The sequence below is a fragment of the Streptomyces venezuelae genome, from assembly GCF_008642275.1.
GTDB lineage: Bacteria > Actinomycetota > Actinomycetes > Streptomycetales > Streptomycetaceae > Streptomyces > Streptomyces venezuelae_E.
Window position 1 is genome coordinate 4348314 of the sequence record NZ_CP029189.1, and the last position, 17541, is coordinate 4365854.

Genomic DNA, 17541 nt, shown 5'->3' on the forward strand with positions numbered 1-17541 from the left:
GCCGACAGGTCAGCCGTCCGTGCCCGTGCCCGTGCCCGCTTCGGTGGGCGCGGGCACGTCCGCGTCCGGCTCCGGGCCGCCGTGGACGGTACGCACGCACCTGGCCAGCAGGACCAGCCCGCACAGCAGAAGCGCCCCGGAGGCGGTCCAGCCGAGGCCCAGCGTGAGCGGGTGGCCGGGCTTCTGCCAGGGCCGGGCGGTGGTCAGCAGCCAGCCGCCGACCGCGAGCAGGCCGAGCCCGAGCGCGGCCGGCACCGCGGTGGGGTCACCGGTGCCGTGGGATGCGTACGGCTTCGGGTTCACGGGACCACCACCTCCGGGGCGGGTCGGGGCGGCCCCTGCGGTCGGGCGCGCTGACGCTATCTTCGCAGGGCTTCGGCCGGTTCCACACGGGCCGCCCGCCAGGCGGGATAGAGCCCGGCCAGCAGCCCCGTGACCAGGCCGGCGACCGGGGCCGCGGCGACGGTGGCCGGATGGATCACCGGGGTCCAGTCCCGGGCGACGGCGACGGCGACCACGGTCAGCTCGCCCAGCGAGGTCCCGACCAGGCCGCCCAGGGCCCCCAGGGCCGCCGATTCGGTGAGGAACTGGGCCCAGACGTGCCGGCTCCGGGCGCCGAGCGCCCGGCGCAGTCCGATCTCGCCGGTCCGCTCCAGTACGGCGACCAGGGTGGTGTTGGCGATCCCGACCGCGCCGATGACCAGGCAGATCCCGGCGAGCAGCAGGAAGAGGGCGCTCAGGTCGGCGGTGACACCGGAGCGCAGCGTCCGCGGGTCCGGCGGCGGGACGGCCTTGAGGTACTCGGGGTGGTCGGGGCGCAGCGCGAGCGGGGCGAGGCCGGCGACCTGGCGGGCGGCGCCGAGCTCGGTGGAGATCAGCATGGACGCACTGCCGGGCGCGGGCGGCCCCCAGAGCTGCTCGGCGGTGCTGCGCGGGACGAGGACCGACATCAGGTGTTCGGGCCGGCGTCGCAGGTCCGAGACGATGCCCGCGACGGTGAAGGGCTCCTGGCCGATGTAGAGGGCGGGCCGGGTGGCCAGGGTGGTGATGCCGAGGCGGGCGGCGAGCCCGCTGCCGATGACGACGACCCGTTCGTGGCCGCGCTCGGCGAAGTCGTCGTAGAGCCGGCCCTGCTGGAGGGTGGGCACGAGGGCGGCGACGGCGCCGGGGGAGGCGGCGACGACGGCCGTGCCGGTGGTCGGTTCGCCGGCGCCGGACGGCAGGGAGCCGACGGTGGTCCGCGGGTCGAGCCGCACCGTCCACAGCACCCCGGCGTGCTCGATCCCGGCGACGGCGCGCAGCCGCCGCTCGGCGTCGGCGGGGAAGCCGGTCCCGGCGAACTCGTTCCGCTGGGCGGCGACGTCCTCGACGGCGACCTCGGTCGCGGTCAGGACGTCGAACCTGGCGTCGATCTGCGAGGAGATGGTGGCGGTGAGGCCGAGCACGGCCACGAAGCTGCCCACGCCGAGGACGGTGCCGAGGGCGGTGAGCACGGCCCGGCCGGGGCGGCGCAGCATCCCGGCGACGGCTTCGCCCAGCGCGTCGCGTACGGACAGCCGGGTGGGGGCGACGGCGTTCAAGGATCCAGCCGCCCGTCGCGGATGGTGACGGTCCGGGTGCCGCGGCGGGCCACCTCGGGGTCGTGCGTGATGACGAGGACGGTCATTCCGGCCGCGTGCAGTTCGTCCAGGAGCCCGAGGACGGACGCGGCGTTCACGGAGTCGAGATTGCCGGTCGGCTCGTCGCACAGCAGGAGCGAGGGGCGCCCGACCAGGGCGCGGGCGATGGCCACCCGCTGGCGCTCGCCGCCCGACAGCCGGCCGGGCACGGCGCCGGCCCGGTGGCCGAGTCCGACCCGGGCGAGGGCCTCGCGGGCCCGTACGAGGCGCTGGGTGCGCGGGATTCCGGTGTAGAGCATGGCGAGGGTGACGTTCTCCAGGGCGGACCGGTGGGGGAGGAGGTGGAAGGACTGGAAGACGAAGCCGATCCGGCGGCCGCGCAGGGCGGTGCGCTCCCGGTCGGGGAGCGCGGCGGTGTCGATCCCGTCGAGCAGGTACCGGCCGCTGGTGGGGGAGTCGAGCAGTCCGGTGACGTTGAGGAAGGTGGACTTCCCGGAGCCGGAGGGGCCGACGACGGTGATGAACTCGCCGCGCCGGACGGTCAGGTCGCAGGGGTGCAGGGCCTGGACGGGCGGCGGCCCGGGGTAGGTGAGGCCGACGCCGCGGAGTTCGATCACGGGGCTTGTGGCGCCGGCGCCCTTCTCGGCGTCCTTGCCGGCGTCCTCGCGTTCGCCCTTGCGGCGGGACGGCCGCCGGGACAGGAGCCTCACCGGGTCTTCCCCGGCGTCCGGTGGGGCGCGATCCCGATCACCACTTTGGTCCCGGCGGCGAGGGCGCCCGCCTGGGCCGGGGTGACGGCCACGAAGCCGTCCCCGCTGGTGCCCGTCCGCACCTCGATCCGCCGCTGGGTGCCCTCGGCGGACACGGCGGTGACGACCGTACGCCCGTCCGCGCCCGCCGAGACCGCGGTGACCGGGACGACGAGCGCCTCGCCGTCGGTGGCGGCCGACTCTATGGTCAGCCGGACGTCCTGCCCGGCGAAGTCGGCGGGCAGCGGCTGTCCGGCGCGGACCACCATCCGGTAGCCGAGGTCGGCGCCGGCGGGCGGGCCGCCGCTCCCGCCGCCCTTGGGGTTCTGGCCGGGGTCCTGCTGCGGCCCGGGTCCGGCGGGCGGGGCGGCGGCGGACCGCTCGGTGTCGACGACCGCCACCTCGCCGCGTACGTCGGTGCCGGAGAGCTCGGAGGAGATCAGCACGGTCATCCCGGCGCGCAGCAGCTGCCTCTTGTCGTCCTTGAGGTAGGCCTCGACGACGAGTTCCCCGCCGGAGAGCGTGAGCAGCGGCCCGGACACGGGGGAGCCCGCCCGGGCGCCGACGGAGCTGACGCGGGCCGGGAAGGAACCCAGGAACACGGTCTCGGCGGCGGGCAGCATCGGCCCGTCGGCGGCCTCGGCGGCCGCGAGCGCGGCCCGGGCCTCGCCGAGGGCCTGCCGGGCCCGCGCGAGCTCCCGGCCGGATCCGGAGCCCGAGCCAAAACCGGAGCCCGGCTTGTAGCCCGACCCGGAGGCCGAGCCAGAACCGGAGCCGGAGCCCGACCCGGTCCCGGATCCCGACCCGGTCCCGGAGCCCGGCCCCGGACCGGGGCTCGCCGTCGCGCCGGGGCCAGGGGTGGCCCCGCCCTTGCCGGATCCGCCCTCCGCGGGCGCGCCCACCGGCCCGGCGGGGCCGCTCGCGTCCTCCACGGCCCACGTCGCGGACCGGACGGCCTCCCGCGCCGCCCTGAGGGCCGCACCACCGTCGGCGACGGCCGGCAGCGGCTCGTACCCGATGGCCCGGTAGCGGGCGGCGAGCGCGGCCTTCGTACCGGCCCCGAAGACGCCCTTCGCGTCACCGCCGGTGCCGTGCCCGAGCTCGCGCAGCGCCTGCTGCAGCTGCGCGACGTCGTCGCCGGTGGCCCCGGGCTTGAGATCGCGGTACATCGGCTGCGCGCCGTGCAGGGCGAACACCGGCCGCCCGGACACCTCGGCGATCAGCTGCCCCGCCGTGACCGGGTCCCCGGCCTTCAGCGGCAGCTTGGTCACCAGGGCCGCACCCGTGCCCTCGCCGGAGCGCACCCCCTGCGGGGACACGGCGACGCTCTGGTCGGCGACCACCGTCCCGCGCATGACCACGGTCTGCGCGAGCACCCGCCGCTCGACGTCGGCGGTCAGGGCGCCCTGGGCGGGCGGGCCGGTCTCCGCGGCCACCTGGGCCGGGGACTTCACCAGCGTGGTCGCCAGCAGTCCGCCGACCGCCATCAGCGCGGCCCCGCCGACGACCGCGAGTACCACGCGCCGCCCGCGTGCGAGTCCGCCGCGGTCGTCCTCGGAGGCGGCCGCCGGGGCCTCGGTGTGCTCCACGACCTGCTCGGGTCCGCTCATCCCTCCGGCCGGCACTTCTTCAACGCGCCGAGGTGGTCGCGCTTGAGCGAGCTCCACTGCTCGGGAGTGCCCTTGCGGTCGTCGATCTGGGCGGTGACCGGGTCCGGGTCCGGGTACCAGGAGATGCCCTCGGCCCGCAGGCAGGCGGACTCCTTCTGCGCGGCCGCGAGCCGGGCGGGATCGGCCGGCTGCGGCGCCGGCGGGGGCGGCAGCATCGCTGCGCAGGTCCGGTGCGCCTCGTCGTTCCAGGGCTTCGACTTGTCCTCACGCGGAGCGCCGTATTCCGTGTAAACGATCGCCACGCCCTGCTTCTTCAGGCAGTCGTAGTACGCGATTTCCTCCGCGGTGGGCGGCGGACTGTCGCTTGCCACAGGTTCTTTGCCGCCGCCGGTGCATCCCGTCAGAGAAATGCACAGAAGAAGTAGAGGCGTCAAATATCTTGCGTGCACGAAGGGCTTCCCTTACGGCGCTAGAAGTGGATTATGTGCATCCGCCCGGAGGGCGGGGGGAGGGGCGCGCGCCAGATAGTAGGTACCCATGACCGGTTGCGACAAGTTACCTATCAGACAACAGAAATGACTGTCCATCAGCTGAGAAAGAGCTTGAACCGGCGCGGGGTTCGATGTTGAATCCCGGCCGGACGGAAATCCGTGATCCGGTCCGTCCCGAACACCCCGATTTTCACCTGGAGAGAGAGGCACGTGCGATGGACGACGCAATGCGCAAGCTGACGGCCGGCTGTGTGGCCGCCGTTTCGGTCGGCGCCATTCTGCTGGGAACCGCGGGTCCGGCGGCCGCCTGGGGGCGTGACGGAAATCTGGAGAACCAGGAGTTCGGGCTTTTCTACTGGCAGAACCAGTCGGGTTGTGTCTTCGACCTGGTGACGAATGACCTGAACTTCAGCGACGACAAGTACCAGGGCTCCTGTTCGGCCAGCGGGAACTGGATCAACGACACCACCGAGTCCTACCGGAACCGGGACGTCTACGCCTGGAAGGTCGGCACCGACAAGGACCTGGGCGGAAACGTCGGGGAGATCCCGTCCAACTACGCGGGCAACGCCTCGTCGAACTTCAAGAACAAGATCAGTTCGGCGAAGTACACCCTCCACCCGTAGTACGGATCCGGATCCGGCAGAAGGAGTTCCACACGATGAACACCTCCCGGCGCCTGCGGACCGCGGCCCCGGCCGCCGCCCCGGCCGCCGTCCTGCTGGCGGCCGCCCTCCTGGCCGGCTGCGCCGGGACCGGCGGCTCCGGAGGCGGTGAACCGGAGCTCGGTCCCGTCGAGGTGAACCCGGCGACGGCCGCGCTGTCCCTCCCGATGGACGCGTACACGGACACCGAGGCCGAACGGATCCGGATGGGCCAGGTCCAGCAGGCGCTGGTCTCCCGGTGCATGGCCCGCTACGGGTTCACCTACGAGGGCGTCAGATCGGCCGAGGCCCCCGGCACCGGACCCGAGGACCGGCACGCGTACCTCTTTGGCCTGGCCGATCCGGCGTACGCGGCGGCCCACGGGTACGACAGGTCCGCTGGGGAGGGGAGCCGCGCGAAGCCCGCCGCGCCGCCCCTGAGCGACAGCGCCTACGTGGTGATGAACGGCGAGCGGCCCGGGGAGCAGAGCGGCAGGGCGCCCGACGCGAACACCGAGGAGGAGGCCGCGCTGGTGGACAGCGGCCTGACGGCGGCCGGGCAGAAGGTGCCGGCCGGCGGATGCGGGCGCGAGGGGTACCGCAAGCTGTACGCCCCGACCAAGGACAGCGTGGACCTGCTCTTCACGTTCGGGCTGGCCTCGGAGGCGCACGACCGCTCCCGGCAGGACTCCCGGGTCGTCGACGCCCTCGACAAGTGGTCGTCATGCATGGACAAGTCGGGATACGCCGGGATCGAATCGCCGTACGACGTCGTGGAGAAGCTCGGTCTGCAGGACGACAAGGGCGGTCCGAAGGCCGTGACGGCGGCCAAGGCCGATGTCGCGTGCAAGCGCGAGGTGAACCTCGTCGGCATCTGGGGCGCGGTCGAGAAGGCGTACCAGGAGCGGCTCGTCGAGGAGCACGCCGAGACGCTCGCGCTCTACAAGGAGCAGCGGGAGGCCCGCTTCAGGCTGGCGGCCTCGCTGGCCTGAGAAGGGCCCTGGAGCGCGTCCTGACGGCCCGGGAAGCACGAAGAACGGCCGCAGGGCCGGTACTCCGCCCCCGAGCGGGGGAGTACCGGCCCTCGGCCGTGCCTGGTGTCCGGGAGCGAGCGGTGCTCAGAGGACGCGGACGGCGCCCGTCGGCATGTCGTAGCTGAGGTTGCGCTCGACGATGCCCGTCTTGGGGTTCTGCGCGCCGACGAACTTGCCGCCGCCGACGTAGATGGCGACGTGGTACGCGCTGCCCTTGGAGCCCCAGTACAGGATGTCGCCCGGCTGCAGGGCGTTCAGCGACACCGAGGTGCCGGCCGAGGACTGGGCCTGGGACATGCGCGGCAGGCTGATGCCGGCCTGGCGGTAGGCGGCCTGGACGAGACCGGAGCAGTCGAAGGAGGTCGAGCCCGTTCCGCCGAGCACGTACGCCTTGCCGATCTGGGCGCGGGCGAAGTTGACGATGGCCGCGGCGGAGCCGGAGGCCGGGGCGGAGACGGTGCTGCCGCCCTGCGGGGCGGAGGTGCTCTTCAGCGAGGTGCGGTCGGAGCTGCGGCTGGAGCGCTCGGCCTCGGCCTTGCGGACGGCCTCTTCCTTCGCCGTCTTCTCGGCCTTCTCGGCGTCGGCCTTCTTCTGGGCCTCTTCCTTGGCCTGCTTCGCCTCGGCGGCGGCGCCGGTACGGGCGCTCTCCTCCTGGGCGGTCAGTTCGCCTTCGACGGCCGCGAGGCGGGTGTTCTCGGCGGCCACGGTGACGGCGGAGGAGACGTCGCCGGCCAGGTCCAGGCTGAGGACCGGCATTTCGAGCGTCGTCTCGGCCACGGGCTCGGCGGACGGGGACGCGCTCGCGGTGCCGGCCATGGCCAGGGTGCTGAGGACGCCACCGGCAACTCCGGCGCGGACCGCGAGCTTCGAGGCGCTGCGGCGGGGCTTCCGGTGGCTGGGTATGTGAGCGGTGTGGGACATGAGGACAACCGCTATCAGGGCGCCCGGGTTCCCTTCAAGAAACGTGGGTTGCGCCACAGTTGCGCGAGAAGGCCCCGAACCGGACGCGTCCGACTTCTTATTGACGCCGTAACGGGCGAATCGGACAGGGTGTCACAAGGCTGTGATCATGGGGTTTCGGAATTAAGTCCCAATTGATCCTTGACCTACCATCACTCCGCACAGATGGCCAAGCCCTCTTTCGGAAGGCTCGATTCAGAGTGGCGCAGGTCACAGCTGCATCACGCCATGCGGACGCTGTGCCCCTCCCGTGACCTTCCTGTGAACGTGCCGAGAGGTTCGTGAACGGATGCACGCACTCGCGCGGTCCCCCCGCGTCGGCGGCGCCGCGGACGTCGGTGTGCCGCCGAGTGGTCCCACACCCCTCGCCGGCACCCTCCTCCGGTCCCCGTCCACCCCCGCGTCTGCCCCGCGTCCACCTCCGTACACATCGGCTCCCCCGCCCGGGGGACGCCGATCCCCTTATCACCTCCGACCCCCTCCTGCCAATTTGCCTGCAGCGAGCATCGTTTGATAGGGCGAGCCGCCTTCTACCTGCGGTAACGGGCCCGGATGTCACCTTTAGTGATCATGTGCATGCTTCGCGTATGAAGATCAGCACTCATTGGGCTTCATGATCGTTCGTCAGGTGGTGGAGATCACAAACTCGGTGTTGCAACCCGTGTCGCAGATCACAGAGGAGCAGGCATAAGATGCGCACCAGTCCGGCTTGTGAACTGCCTCACATGCAAGCGCTCGATCGGAAGCGCGACCTTGGCGAGGCGGCGCACGCTCCCAGTCACCGCTGGGAGGAACCTCCGGCCGGCGGCGGTCCAACGGTCAAGGACGACTGGAAGGAGCGAGGAGCGTGAATGCGTACGCGCCCATCCTCGTGCTCGGCGCCCTCGGCGCAGGGTTTGCGATCTTCTCCGTGGTCATGGCCACGCTGATCGGTCCAAAACGGTACAACCGGGCGAAGCTCGAAGCCTACGAGTGCGGCATCGAGCCCACGCCGATGCCGGCCGGCGGCGGCCGCTTCCCCATCAAGTACTACCTGACGGCGATGCTCTTCATCGTCTTCGACATCGAAGTTGTCTTCCTCTACCCCTGGGCCGTCACCTTCGACTCCCTGGGGATCTTCGGGCTCGTCGAGATGCTGCTCTTCGTGCTCACCGTCTTCGTCGCCTACGCCTACGTGTGGCGCCGCGGCGGCCTGGAATGGGACTGAGGGGCTGAATTTTCCATGGGACTGGAAGAGAAGCTGCCGAGCGGCTTTCTGCTGACCACCGTCGAACAGGCCGCGGGATGGGTGCGCAAGTCGTCCGTCTTCCCGGCCACCTTCGGTCTGGCCTGCTGCGCCATCGAGATGATGACCACCGGAGCGGGCCGGTACGACCTGGCCCGCTTCGGCATGGAGGTCTTCCGCGGATCCCCGCGCCAGGCCGATCTGATGATCGTGGCCGGGCGGGTCAGCCAGAAGATGGCGCCGGTGCTGCGGCAGGTGTACGACCAGATGCCCGCTCCCAAATGGGTCATCTCCATGGGGGTTTGTGCATCTTCGGGCGGAATGTTCAATAACTACGCGATCGTCCAGGGCGTCGACCACATCGTCCCGGTGGACATCTATCTGCCCGGCTGCCCGCCGCGCCCCGAGATGCTGATGGACGCGATCCTCAAGCTCCACCAGAAGATCCAGGGCGGAAAGCTCGGCGTGAACCGGGAAGAAGCGGCCCGTGAGGCGGAGGAGGCGGCCCTCAAGGCCCTCCCCACCATCGAGATGAAGGGGCTGCTCCGGTGAGCGAGACCCAAGAGCCGGACAACGGCGGCAACGGCGGCAACGGAAGCAACGTCCCTGCGCCGCGCGACCAGGGCCCCGAGGTCATCGGCGTCCGCAAGGGCATGTTCGGGGCCGCGGGCGGCGGGGACACCAGCGGCTACGGCGGCCTCGTACGGACCGTGGCCATGCCCGGCGCGACCAGCCGGCCGTACGGCTCCTGGTTCGACGAGGTGGCCGACGAGCTCGAAGGCGCCCTGGAGGAGCAGGACCTGGTCCCCGGGAACGCCATCGAGAAGACGGTGGTCGACCGGGGCGAGCTCACCTTCCACATCCCCCGCGAGCACCTGGTCCGCGTCGCGCGCACCCTGCGCGACGACCCGGCCCTGCGCTTCGAGCTCTGCACCGGGGTCTCCGGCGTGCACTTCCCCGGGGACAAGGGCCGCGAGCTGCACGCCGTCTACCACCTGCGCTCGCTCACGCACGGCCGGATCCTGCGGCTGGAGGTGTCCGTCCCGGACGGCGACCCGCACGTCCCCTCGCTCGTCGCCGTCTACCCGACCAACGACTGGCACGAGCGCGAGACGTACGACTTCTTCGGCCTGATCTTCGACGGGCACCCGGCCCTCACCCGGATCATGATGCCGGACGACTGGCAGGGCTTCCCGCAGCGCAAGGACTACCCGCTCGGCGGCATCCCCGTCGAGTACAAGGGCGCCCAGATCCCGGCTCCCGACCAGCGGAGGTCGTACAGCTGATGTCCAACACCTCGAACCACGCGTCCTCCCGCGAGACGACCGAGGGCACCGTCTACACCGTCACCGGCGGCGACTGGGACGAGATCGTCCAGTCCGCGGCCAGGGCCGACGACGAGCGGATCGTCGTCAACATGGGGCCGCAGCACCCGTCCACCCACGGAGTGCTGCGCCTGATCCTGGAGATCGACGGCGAGACGGTCACCGAGGCCCGCTGCGGCATCGGCTACCTGCACACCGGCATCGAGAAGAACCTCGAATTCCGGAACTGGACGCAGGGCACCACCTTCGTGACGCGCATGGACTACCTGACGCCGTTCTTCAACGAGACGGCGTACTGCCTGGGCGTCGAGAAGCTGCTCGGCATCACCGACCAGATCCCCGACCGCGCCACGATCGTCCGCGTCCTGCTGATGGAGCTCAACCGGCTCTCCTCCCACCTGGTGTGCATCGCCACCGGCGGCATGGAGCTGGGCGCGACCACGATCATGATCTACGGCTTCCGCGACCGCGAGCTGATCCTCGACATCTTCGAGCTGATCACCGGACTGCGCATGAACCACGCGTTCGTCCGCCCCGGCGGCCTCGCCCAGGACCTCCCCCCGGGCGCCGTCGACCAGCTGCGCGAGTTCGTGAAGACCATGAAGAAGAACCTGCCGGAGTACGACAAGCTCGCCACCGGCAACCCCATCTTCAAGGCCCGCATGCAGGACGTCGGCTACCTCGACCTCACCGGCTGCATGGCGCTCGGCGCCACCGGCCCGATCCTGCGCTCCGCCGGCCTGCCGCACGACCTGCGCAAGTCGGACCCGTACTGCGGATACGAGACCTACGAGTTCGACGTGCCGACCACCGAGAGCTGCGACTCCTACGGACGGTTCCTGATCCGCCTGGAGGAGATGCGCCAGTCCCTGCGGATCGTCGAGCAGTGCCTGGAGCGCCTGGAGCCGGGACCGGTGATGGTCGCCGACAAGAAGATCGCCTGGCCGGCGCAGCTCGCGATGGGCCCGGACGGCCTCGGCAACTCGCTCGACCACATCAGGAACATCATGGGCACCTCCATGGAGGCCCTCATCCACCACTTCAAGCTGGTGACCGAGGGCTTCCGGGTGCCGGCCGGCCAGGCGTACGCGGCCGTCGAGTCGCCCAAGGGCGAGCTCGGCGTCCACGTCGTCTCCGACGGCGGCACCCGCCCCTACCGGGTCCACTTCCGCGACCCGTCCTTCACCAACCTGCAGGCCATGGCCGCGATGTGCGAGGGCGGCCAGGTCGCCGACGTCATCGTCGCCGTCGCCTCCATCGACCCCGTGATGGGAGGCGTCGACCGATGACCGCCAGTCCTTCGAACCAAGGGGTCTCGCTGGGCATGCCCCAGCTGCCGGCCCCCGACTTTCCGGCGGAGGTACGCGAGCGCCTCGAAGCCGACGCCAGGGAAGTCATCGCCCGCTACCCCGACAGCCGCTCCGCGCTGCTGCCGCTGCTGCACCTGACCCAGTCCGTCGAGGGCCACGTCTCGCGCACCGGCATCCGCTTCTGCGCCGAGGTACTGGGCCTGACCACCGCCGAGGTCACGGCCGTGGCGACCTTCTACACGATGTACCGACGCAAGCCCTCCGGCGACTACCAGGTCGGCGTCTGCACCAACACCCTGTGCGCGGTGATGGGCGGTGACGCCATCTTCGAGGAGCTCAAGGAGCACCTCGGGGTCGGCAACAACGAGACCACCCCCGACGGCAAGATCACCCTCGAACACATCGAGTGCAACGCGGCCTGCGACTTCGCCCCCGTGGTGATGGTCAACTGGGAGTTCTTCGACAACCAGACCCCCCAGTCCGCCAAGGCCATGGTCGACGACCTGCTGGCCGGGCGCGAGGTCTCGCCGACCCGGGGCGCGCCGCTGTGCACGTACAAGGAGACCGCCCGGATCCTGGCCGGTTTCCCGGACGAGCGCGAGGGCGCGGTCGAGGCGACCGGCGGGGCCGGCCCCGCCTCCCTGATCGGGCTGCGCATCGCGCGCGGCGAGTCCGCCCACACCCCGATCGTCCACCCGCGCGGCGAGGCCACCACCGAGGGAGGGGAGTGATGTCGGTGTCTTCCGAACTGAGCAACGGGGGCAATGGGGGCACCTCCCATCCGGAGGCCGGCGGCGGGACCAGCCCGGAGAAGCTCCTCGCCCCCGTGCTGTCCTCCTTCTGGGACGAGCCACGGTCGTGGACGCTGGAGACCTACCGGCGCCACGAGGGGTACGAGGGCCTGCGCAAGGCCCTCGCCATGACCCCGGACGACCTCATCGCCTACGTGAAGGACTCGGGCCTGCGCGGACGCGGCGGCGCGGGCTTCCCCACCGGAATGAAGTGGCAGTTCATCCCGCAGGGCGACGGAAAGCCGCACTACCTCGTCGTGAACGCGGACGAGTCGGAGCCGGGAACCTGCAAGGACATCCCCCTCCTCTTCGCCAACCCGCACTCCCTCATCGAGGGAATGATCATCGCCTGCTACGCGATCCGCTCGGAGCACGCCTTCATCTACCTCCGCGGGGAGACGGTGCCCGTACTGCGTCGCCTGCACGAGGCCGTACGCGAGGCGTACGCGGCCGGATACCTCGGCAAGGACATCGACGGCACCGGGCGCAACCTCGACATCACGGTGCACGCGGGAGCGGGCGCGTACATCTGCGGCGAGGAGACGGCGCTGCTCGACTCCCTCGAAGGCCGGCGCGGACAGCCCCGGCTGCGTCCCCCCTTCCCTGCCGTCGAGGGGCTCTACGCGTGCCCCACTGTCGTCAACAACGTGGAGTCGATCGCCTCGGTTCCCGCGATCCTGAACAGGGGCAAGGACTGGTTCAAGTCGATGGGGACCGAGAAGTCCCCCGGCTTCACGCTGTACTCGCTCTCCGGGCACGTCGTCGGCCCCGGCCAGTACGAGGCCCCGCTCGGCATCACCCTGCGCCAGCTCCTCGACATGAGCGGCGGCATGCGCCCCGGGCACCGGCTGAAGTTCTGGACCCCGGGCGGCTCCTCCACCCCGATGTTCACCGACGAGCACCTCGACGTCCCGCTCGACTACGAGGGCGTGGGCGCCGCCGGCTCGATGCTCGGCACCAAGGCCCTCCAGTGCTTCGACGAGACGACCTGCGTGGTGCGGGCCGTGACCCGGTGGACCGAGTTCTACGCCCACGAGTCCTGCGGCAAGTGCACCCCGTGCCGCGAAGGCACCTACTGGCTGGTCCAGCTGCTCCGCGACATCGAGGCCGGCCGGGGCGTCATGTCCGACCTCGACAAGCTGAACGACATCGCCGACAACATCAACGGCAAGTCCTTCTGCGCGCTCGGCGACGGCGCCGCCAGCCCGATCTTCTCCTCGCTCAAGTACTTCCGCGAGGAGTACGAGCAGCACATCACGGGCAAGGGCTGCCCCTTCGACCCCAGGAAGTCGACCCTCTGGGCCGACACGGAGGTGAACGCATGACCGTCACCACTCCAGCGGCCTCCGGGGGCGGAGCGGCGGTGCCACCGGAGAACACCGTCTCGCTGACCATCGACGGGGTCGAACTGTCGGTGCCCAAGGGCACCCTCGTCATCCGGGCCGCCGAGCAGCTCGGCATCGAGATCCCCCGGTTCTGCGACCACCCCCTGCTCTCCCCGGCCGGCGCCTGCCGCCAGTGCATCGTCGAGGTCGAGGGCCAGCGCAAGCCGATGGCCTCCTGCACCATCACCTGCACCGACGGCATGGTCGTCAAGACCCAGCTGACCTCCGAGGTCGCCGACAAGTCCCAGCGCGGGGTGATGGAGCTGCTGCTCATCAACCACCCGCTGGACTGCCCCGTCTGCGACAAGGGCGGCGAGTGCCCGCTGCAGAACCAGGCGATGTCGCACGGCAACGCCGACTCGCGGTTCGAGGGCAAGAAGCGCACCTACGAGAAGCCGGTCCCGATCTCCACCCAGGTGCTGCTGGACCGCGAGCGGTGCGTGCTGTGCGCGCGCTGCACCCGCTTCTCCAACGAGATCGCCGGCGACCCGATGATCGAGCTGCTGGAACGCGGCGCGCTGCAGCAGGTCGGCACCGGCGAGGGCGACCCCTTCGAGTCGTACTTCTCCGGCAACACCATCCAGATCTGTCCCGTCGGCGCCCTCACCTCGGCCGCCTACCGGTTCCGCTCCCGCCCCTTCGACCTCGTCTCCTCCCCGAGCGTGTGCGAGCACTGCGCGGGCGGCTGCGCCACCCGCACCGACCACCGCCGCGGCAAGGTGCTGCGCCGTCTCGCAGCCGAGGACCCCGAGGTCAACGAGGAGTGGATCTGCGACAAGGGCCGCTTCGGGTTCCGCTACGCGCAGCGCCCGGACCGGCTGACCACCCCGCTGGTGCGCGGCTCCGACGGGGTGCTCGCCCCGGCGAGCTGGCCCGAGGCCCTGGAGGCCGCGGCGAACGGACTCGCCGCCGCGCGCGGCCGGGCCGGGGTGCTGACCGGCGGCCGGCTCACCGTCGAGGACGCCTACGCGTACGCCAAGTTCGCGCGGGTGGTGCTCGACACCAACGACATCGACTTCCGGGCCCGCGTGCACAGCGCGGAGGAGGCCGAGTTCCTGGCCTCGGAGGTCGCCGGGTACGGGGTCGACCTCGGCGGACAGTGGCTCTCGTACACCGCCCTGGAGCAGGCCCCGGCGGTGCTGCTCGTCGGCATCGAGGCGGAGGAGGAGGCCCCGGGCGTCTTCCTGCGGCTGCGCAAGGCGCACCGCAAGCGCAAGCAGCGGACCTTCTCCGTCGCCCCCTTCGCCACCCGCGGCCTGGAGAAGGCCGGCGGCCGCCTGCTGGCCGCCGCTCCCGGCACCGAGCCCGAGTGGCTCGACGCGCTGGCCTCGCGGACGGGCCTGGAGACCGGCGGCGCCGAAGCCGCCGAGGCACTGCGGCTGCCCGGCGCGGTCATCCTCGTCGGGGAGCGCCTCGCCGGCGTGCCGGGCGCGCTGACCGCCGCCGTACGGGCCGCCGGGGTCACCGGGGCCACCCTGGTGTGGATCCCGCGCCGGGCCGGTGAGCGGGCCGCCGTCGAGGCGGGCGCGCTGCCGTCCCTGCTGCCGGGCGGCCGTCCGGCCACCGACCCGCGGGCCCGCGACGAGGTCGCCACCGCCTGGGGCCTGGACGAACTCCCGCACCGCTACGGCCGCGACACCGGCCAGATCGTCGAGGCCGCGGCGACCCGGGAGCTCTCGGCGCTGCTGATCGCGGGCGTCGAGGTCGCCGACCTGCCGGACCCGGCCCGCGCCCGGACCGCCCTCCAGGAGGCCTTCGTGGTCTCCCTGGAGCTGCGGCCCAGCGAGGTCACCGACCACGCGGACGTGGTCCTCCCGGTCGCCGCGGTGGCCGAGAAGGCGGGCGCGTTCATCAACTGGGAGGGCCGCGTCAGGCCGTTCGAGGCCGCGCTCAAGCCCGACCAGATGACCCGCCGGCTCGCCCCGGCCGACGCCCGCGTGCTGCACATGCTGGCCGACGCGGCCGACCGGCCGATCGCGCTGCCCGACGTGCACGCCGTACGCCGGGAGATCGACGTACTCGGCCCCTGGGCCGGGGAGCGGGCCTCCGAGCAGAGCACGGACACCGTGCCGCTGCCCCGCCCGGGCGCCGGCGAGGCGGTCCTCGCGGGCCACCGGCTGCTCCTGGACCTCGGCCGGCTGCAGGAGGGCGACGACGCCCTCGCCGGAACCCGGCACGAGGCGAGTGCCCGGCTGTCGGCCGCCACGGCCGCCGAGACCGGCGTCAAGGACGGCGACGTCCTCGCGGTCACCGGCCCGGCCGGTTCGGTGGAACTCCCGCTCCGGATCACCGAGATGCCCGACCGCGTGGTCTGGCTCCCGCTGAACTCCACCGGCTCCGGCGTCCTCGCCGACGCCGGCGCCCGCCCGGGCACCCTCGTACGCATCGGCCCGGCGACCCCGGCCGGCGCAGGCGACACCACTGCGGAGGTGGGCGCGTGAACACCGTTCAACTCGCTGCCGAGGACCTGTCCCTCTTCGGACGGGACGTCTGGTGGCTCGTCGTCATCAAGGCGGTGTTCTGCTTCGCCTTCCTGATGGTGACGGTGCTCTTCTCCATCGTGTGGGAGCGCAAGGTCGTCGCCTGGATGCAGCTGCGCATCGGCCCGAACCGGCACGGCCCCTGGGGCATGCTCCAGTCGCTCGCCGACGGCGTGAAGCTGATGCTCAAGGAAGACCTGATCGTCAAGCGGGCCGACAAGGTCGTCTACGTCCTGGCCCCGATCATCGCGGCGATCCCGGCCTTCATGGCCATCGCGGTGATCCCCTTCGGGCCCGCCGACGACCAGGTCTCCATCTTCGGCCAGCGCACCTCGATGCAGCTGACCGACCTGCCCATCGCGATGCTCTACATCCTCGCGGTGGCCTCGGTCGGCATCTACGGCATCGTGCTGGCCGGCTGGTCCTCCGGCTCGACCTACCCGCTCCTCGGCGGCCTGCGGTCCTGCGCGCAGATGATCTCCTACGAGATCGCGATGGGCGCGGCCTTCGCCTCGGTCTTCCTCTACTCCGGGTCGATGTCGACCTCGGCGATCGTCGAGGCCCAGGCGGACCGCTGGTTCATCGTCCTGCTGCCGGTGTCCTTCATCATCTACGTCGTCACGATGGTCGGCGAGACGAACCGCGCCCCCTTCGACATGCCGGAGTCCGAGGGCGACCTGGTCGGCGGCTTCAACACCGAGTACTCGTCCATCAAGTTCGCGCTGTTCATGCTGGCCGAGTACGTCAACATGGTCACCGTCTCGGCGGTCTCGGTCACCCTCTTCCTGGGCGGCTGGCGGGCCCCGTACCCGATCAGCCACTTCTGGGAGGGCGCGAACCACGGCTGGTGGCCGATGCTCTGGTTCGTCCTCAAGGTGCAGCTGCTGCTGTTCTTCTTCATCTGGCTGCGCGGCACGCTGCCCCGCGTGCGCTACGACCAGCTGATGAAGCTCGGCTGGAAGGTGCTGATCCCGGTCTCGGTGGTCTGGCTGATGCTGGTGGCCACCGTCCGGGCGCTGCGCAACGAGGCGTACGACTTCAGCGAGATCGTCCTCTACGTCGGCGGTGCCGTCGTGGCGATCCTGCTCCTCTCCTTCGTCGCGGACCTCTTCCGCGACAAGCGGGACAAGCGGACGGCGGCCGCCGGAGCGGCGCACGACGCCGAGCCCTTCGACCCGCTGGCGGGCGGATTCCCCGTACCGCCCAAGCCCGGCCAGCACCTGGCACCCGTACCACGCAGGCGGTCCCGCACCGAGCGGGAGCTGATTGTCAGTGGTGGGGCGAATACTGACAGTGACCGAGAGGAGGCTTGAGAGATGTCCGACGAGAAGTGGCAGAACCCGGTGGCGGGCTTCGGCGTGACCTTCAAGGCCATGTTCAAGAAGCGCCTCACCGAGCAGTACCCGGAGCAGCAGAAGACGACCGCGCCGCGCTTCCACGGACGGCATCAGCTCAACCGGCACCCCGACGGTCTGGAGAAGTGCATCGGGTGCGAGCTGTGTGCCTGGGCCTGTCCCGCCGACGCGATCTACGTGGAGGGCGCGGACAACACCGAGGAGGAGCGCTACTCCCCGGGTGAGCGGTACGGCCGCGTCTACCAGATCAACTACGCCCGCTGCATCCTGTGCGGGCTGTGCGTGGAGGCGTGCCCGACCAGGGCGCTCACCATGACGAACGAGTTCGAACTGGCCGACTCCAGCCGCGAATCGCTCATCTACACCAAGGAGCAGCTGCTGGCCGGCCTGACCGAGGGCATGGTCGAGGCACCGCACTCGATCTTCCCCGGCACGGACGACACGGACTATTACCGAGGTCTGGTGACCGGGGCCGCCCCGGGCACCGTCCGGCAGGTCGCCGTCTCCAAGGGCGAAACCGCCCCGGAGAACGGGCAGTCCGAGGAGGTGGACGCGTGAGCGCC

General features: G+C 71.3%; 17 protein-coding genes. 11 read left to right on the forward strand and 6 right to left on the reverse strand.

All coding sequences use genetic code 11. The features are described from left to right. Positions 1–9: 9 nt before the first annotated feature. The 5 genes from DEJ51_RS19315 to DEJ51_RS19330 all read right to left on the reverse strand — a co-directional run bounded on the left by DEJ51_RS19315 (position 10) and on the right by DEJ51_RS19330 (position 4349). Positions 10–303 carry a hypothetical protein gene (locus tag DEJ51_RS19315; RefSeq protein ID WP_150258714.1) on the reverse strand — a complete coding sequence of 98 codons (294 nt, stop codon included), beginning with the start codon at positions 301–303 and terminating at the stop codon, positions 10–12. Between the two features lie 56 nt (positions 304–359). After that, a complete protein-coding gene (locus tag DEJ51_RS19320) occupies positions 360–1580 on the reverse strand; it encodes an ABC transporter permease (protein ID WP_223835882.1) in 1221 nt (406 codons plus the stop codon). Continuing rightward, positions 1577–2236, reverse strand: coding sequence for an ABC transporter ATP-binding protein (locus DEJ51_RS19325; RefSeq protein ID WP_223836191.1), 660 nt, complete (start codon positions 2234–2236; stop codon positions 1577–1579). The genes DEJ51_RS19320 and DEJ51_RS19325 overlap by 4 nt, the downstream gene beginning before the upstream one ends. An 89-nt stretch (positions 2237–2325) precedes the next feature. Then, entirely contained in the window at positions 2326–3978 is a 1653-nt protein-coding gene (locus DEJ51_RS34600) for a peptidoglycan-binding domain-containing protein (RefSeq protein WP_223835883.1), read from the reverse strand. Further along, positions 3975–4349, reverse strand: coding sequence for a hypothetical protein (locus DEJ51_RS19330; RefSeq protein WP_150258715.1), 375 nt, complete (start codon positions 4347–4349; stop codon positions 3975–3977). The genes DEJ51_RS34600 and DEJ51_RS19330 overlap by 4 nt, the downstream gene beginning before the upstream one ends. Positions 4350–4684: 335 nt before the next feature. Between DEJ51_RS19330 and DEJ51_RS19335 the strand changes: the two genes are divergently transcribed. Continuing rightward, complete coding sequence (locus DEJ51_RS19335) at positions 4685–5095, forward strand: hypothetical protein (RefSeq protein ID WP_150258716.1); 411 nt, start codon at positions 4685–4687, stop codon at positions 5093–5095. A 35-nt stretch (positions 5096–5130) separates the two neighbouring features. Then, on the forward strand, positions 5131–6105 hold the full coding sequence (locus DEJ51_RS19340) for a hypothetical protein (RefSeq protein WP_150258717.1): 975 nt from the start codon (positions 5131–5133) through the stop codon (positions 6103–6105). A gap of 126 nt (positions 6106–6231) precedes the next feature. Here the strand turns inward: DEJ51_RS19340 and DEJ51_RS19345 are convergent, their stop codons facing one another. Continuing rightward, entirely contained in the window at positions 6232–7068 is an 837-nt protein-coding gene (locus DEJ51_RS19345; RefSeq protein ID WP_150258718.1) for a C40 family peptidase, read from the reverse strand. Positions 7069–7954: 886 nt separating this feature from the next. Here DEJ51_RS19345 and DEJ51_RS19350 point away from each other — a divergent pair. Genes DEJ51_RS19350 through nuoI form a run of 9 tightly spaced genes read left to right on the forward strand, consistent with a single transcriptional unit; the run spans position 7955 to position 17536 of the window. Continuing rightward, positions 7955–8314: an NADH-quinone oxidoreductase subunit A gene (locus tag DEJ51_RS19350; protein WP_030010013.1), complete on the forward strand. Its 360-nt coding sequence runs from the start codon at positions 7955–7957 to the stop codon at positions 8312–8314. Positions 8315–8329: 15 nt separating this feature from the next. Beyond that, positions 8330–8884: a NuoB/complex I 20 kDa subunit family protein gene (locus DEJ51_RS19355; RefSeq protein ID WP_030162005.1), complete on the forward strand. Its 555-nt coding sequence runs from the start codon at positions 8330–8332 to the stop codon at positions 8882–8884. Next, positions 8881–9618: an NADH-quinone oxidoreductase subunit C gene (locus tag DEJ51_RS19360; RefSeq protein ID WP_150258719.1), complete on the forward strand. Its 738-nt coding sequence runs from the start codon at positions 8881–8883 to the stop codon at positions 9616–9618. The genes DEJ51_RS19355 and DEJ51_RS19360 overlap by 4 nt, the downstream gene beginning before the upstream one ends. Further along, entirely contained in the window at positions 9618–10946 is a 1329-nt protein-coding gene (locus tag DEJ51_RS19365) for an NADH-quinone oxidoreductase subunit D (protein WP_150258720.1), read from the forward strand. Before DEJ51_RS19360 ends, DEJ51_RS19365 begins: the two co-directional genes overlap by 1 nt. Continuing rightward, positions 10943–11698, forward strand: coding sequence for an NADH-quinone oxidoreductase subunit NuoE (gene nuoE, locus DEJ51_RS19370; RefSeq protein ID WP_150258721.1), 756 nt, complete (start codon positions 10943–10945; stop codon positions 11696–11698). The genes DEJ51_RS19365 and nuoE overlap by 4 nt, the downstream gene beginning before the upstream one ends. Further along, entirely contained in the window at positions 11698–13083 is a 1386-nt protein-coding gene (gene nuoF / locus DEJ51_RS19375) for an NADH-quinone oxidoreductase subunit NuoF (protein ID WP_150258722.1), read from the forward strand. Before nuoE ends, nuoF begins: the two co-directional genes overlap by 1 nt. Next, positions 13080–15584 carry an NADH-quinone oxidoreductase subunit G gene (locus tag DEJ51_RS19380; protein WP_150258723.1) on the forward strand — a complete coding sequence of 835 codons (2505 nt, stop codon included), beginning with the start codon at positions 13080–13082 and terminating at the stop codon, positions 15582–15584. Before nuoF ends, DEJ51_RS19380 begins: the two co-directional genes overlap by 4 nt. After that, positions 15581–16936: an NADH-quinone oxidoreductase subunit NuoH gene (gene nuoH, locus DEJ51_RS19385; protein WP_150258724.1), complete on the forward strand. Its 1356-nt coding sequence runs from the start codon at positions 15581–15583 to the stop codon at positions 16934–16936. Before DEJ51_RS19380 ends, nuoH begins: the two co-directional genes overlap by 4 nt. 3 nt (positions 16937–16939) lie before the next feature. Further along, the gene (nuoI, locus tag DEJ51_RS19390; RefSeq protein ID WP_150258725.1) at positions 16940–17536 is read left to right on the forward strand and encodes an NADH-quinone oxidoreductase subunit NuoI; all 597 of its coding nucleotides are present in this window, start codon (positions 16940–16942) and stop codon (positions 17534–17536) included. Positions 17537–17541 lie beyond the last annotated feature (5 nt).

Coding starts and splice junctions, on each gene's coding strand:
- DEJ51_RS19335 (WP_150258716.1), top strand. CDS start 4,685: ATGGACGACGCAATGCGCAAGCTGACGGCCGGCTGTGTGGCCGCCGTT.
- DEJ51_RS19345 (WP_150258718.1), bottom strand. CDS start 7,068: ATGTCCCACACCGCTCACATACCCAGCCACCGGAAGCCCCGCCGCAGC.
- nuoE (WP_150258721.1), top strand. CDS start 10,943: ATGACCGCCAGTCCTTCGAACCAAGGGGTCTCGCTGGGCATGCCCCAG.
- nuoF (WP_150258722.1), top strand. CDS start 11,698: ATGTCGGTGTCTTCCGAACTGAGCAACGGGGGCAATGGGGGCACCTCC.
- DEJ51_RS34600 (WP_223835883.1), bottom strand. CDS start 3,978: ATGAGCGGACCCGAGCAGGTCGTGGAGCACACCGAGGCCCCGGCGGCC.
- DEJ51_RS19355 (WP_030162005.1), top strand. CDS start 8,330: ATGGGACTGGAAGAGAAGCTGCCGAGCGGCTTTCTGCTGACCACCGTC.
- nuoI (WP_150258725.1), top strand. CDS start 16,940: ATGTCCGACGAGAAGTGGCAGAACCCGGTGGCGGGCTTCGGCGTGACC.
- DEJ51_RS19340 (WP_150258717.1), top strand. CDS start 5,131: ATGAACACCTCCCGGCGCCTGCGGACCGCGGCCCCGGCCGCCGCCCCG.
- DEJ51_RS19365 (WP_150258720.1), top strand. CDS start 9,618: ATGTCCAACACCTCGAACCACGCGTCCTCCCGCGAGACGACCGAGGGC.
- DEJ51_RS19380 (WP_150258723.1), top strand. CDS start 13,080: ATGACCGTCACCACTCCAGCGGCCTCCGGGGGCGGAGCGGCGGTGCCA.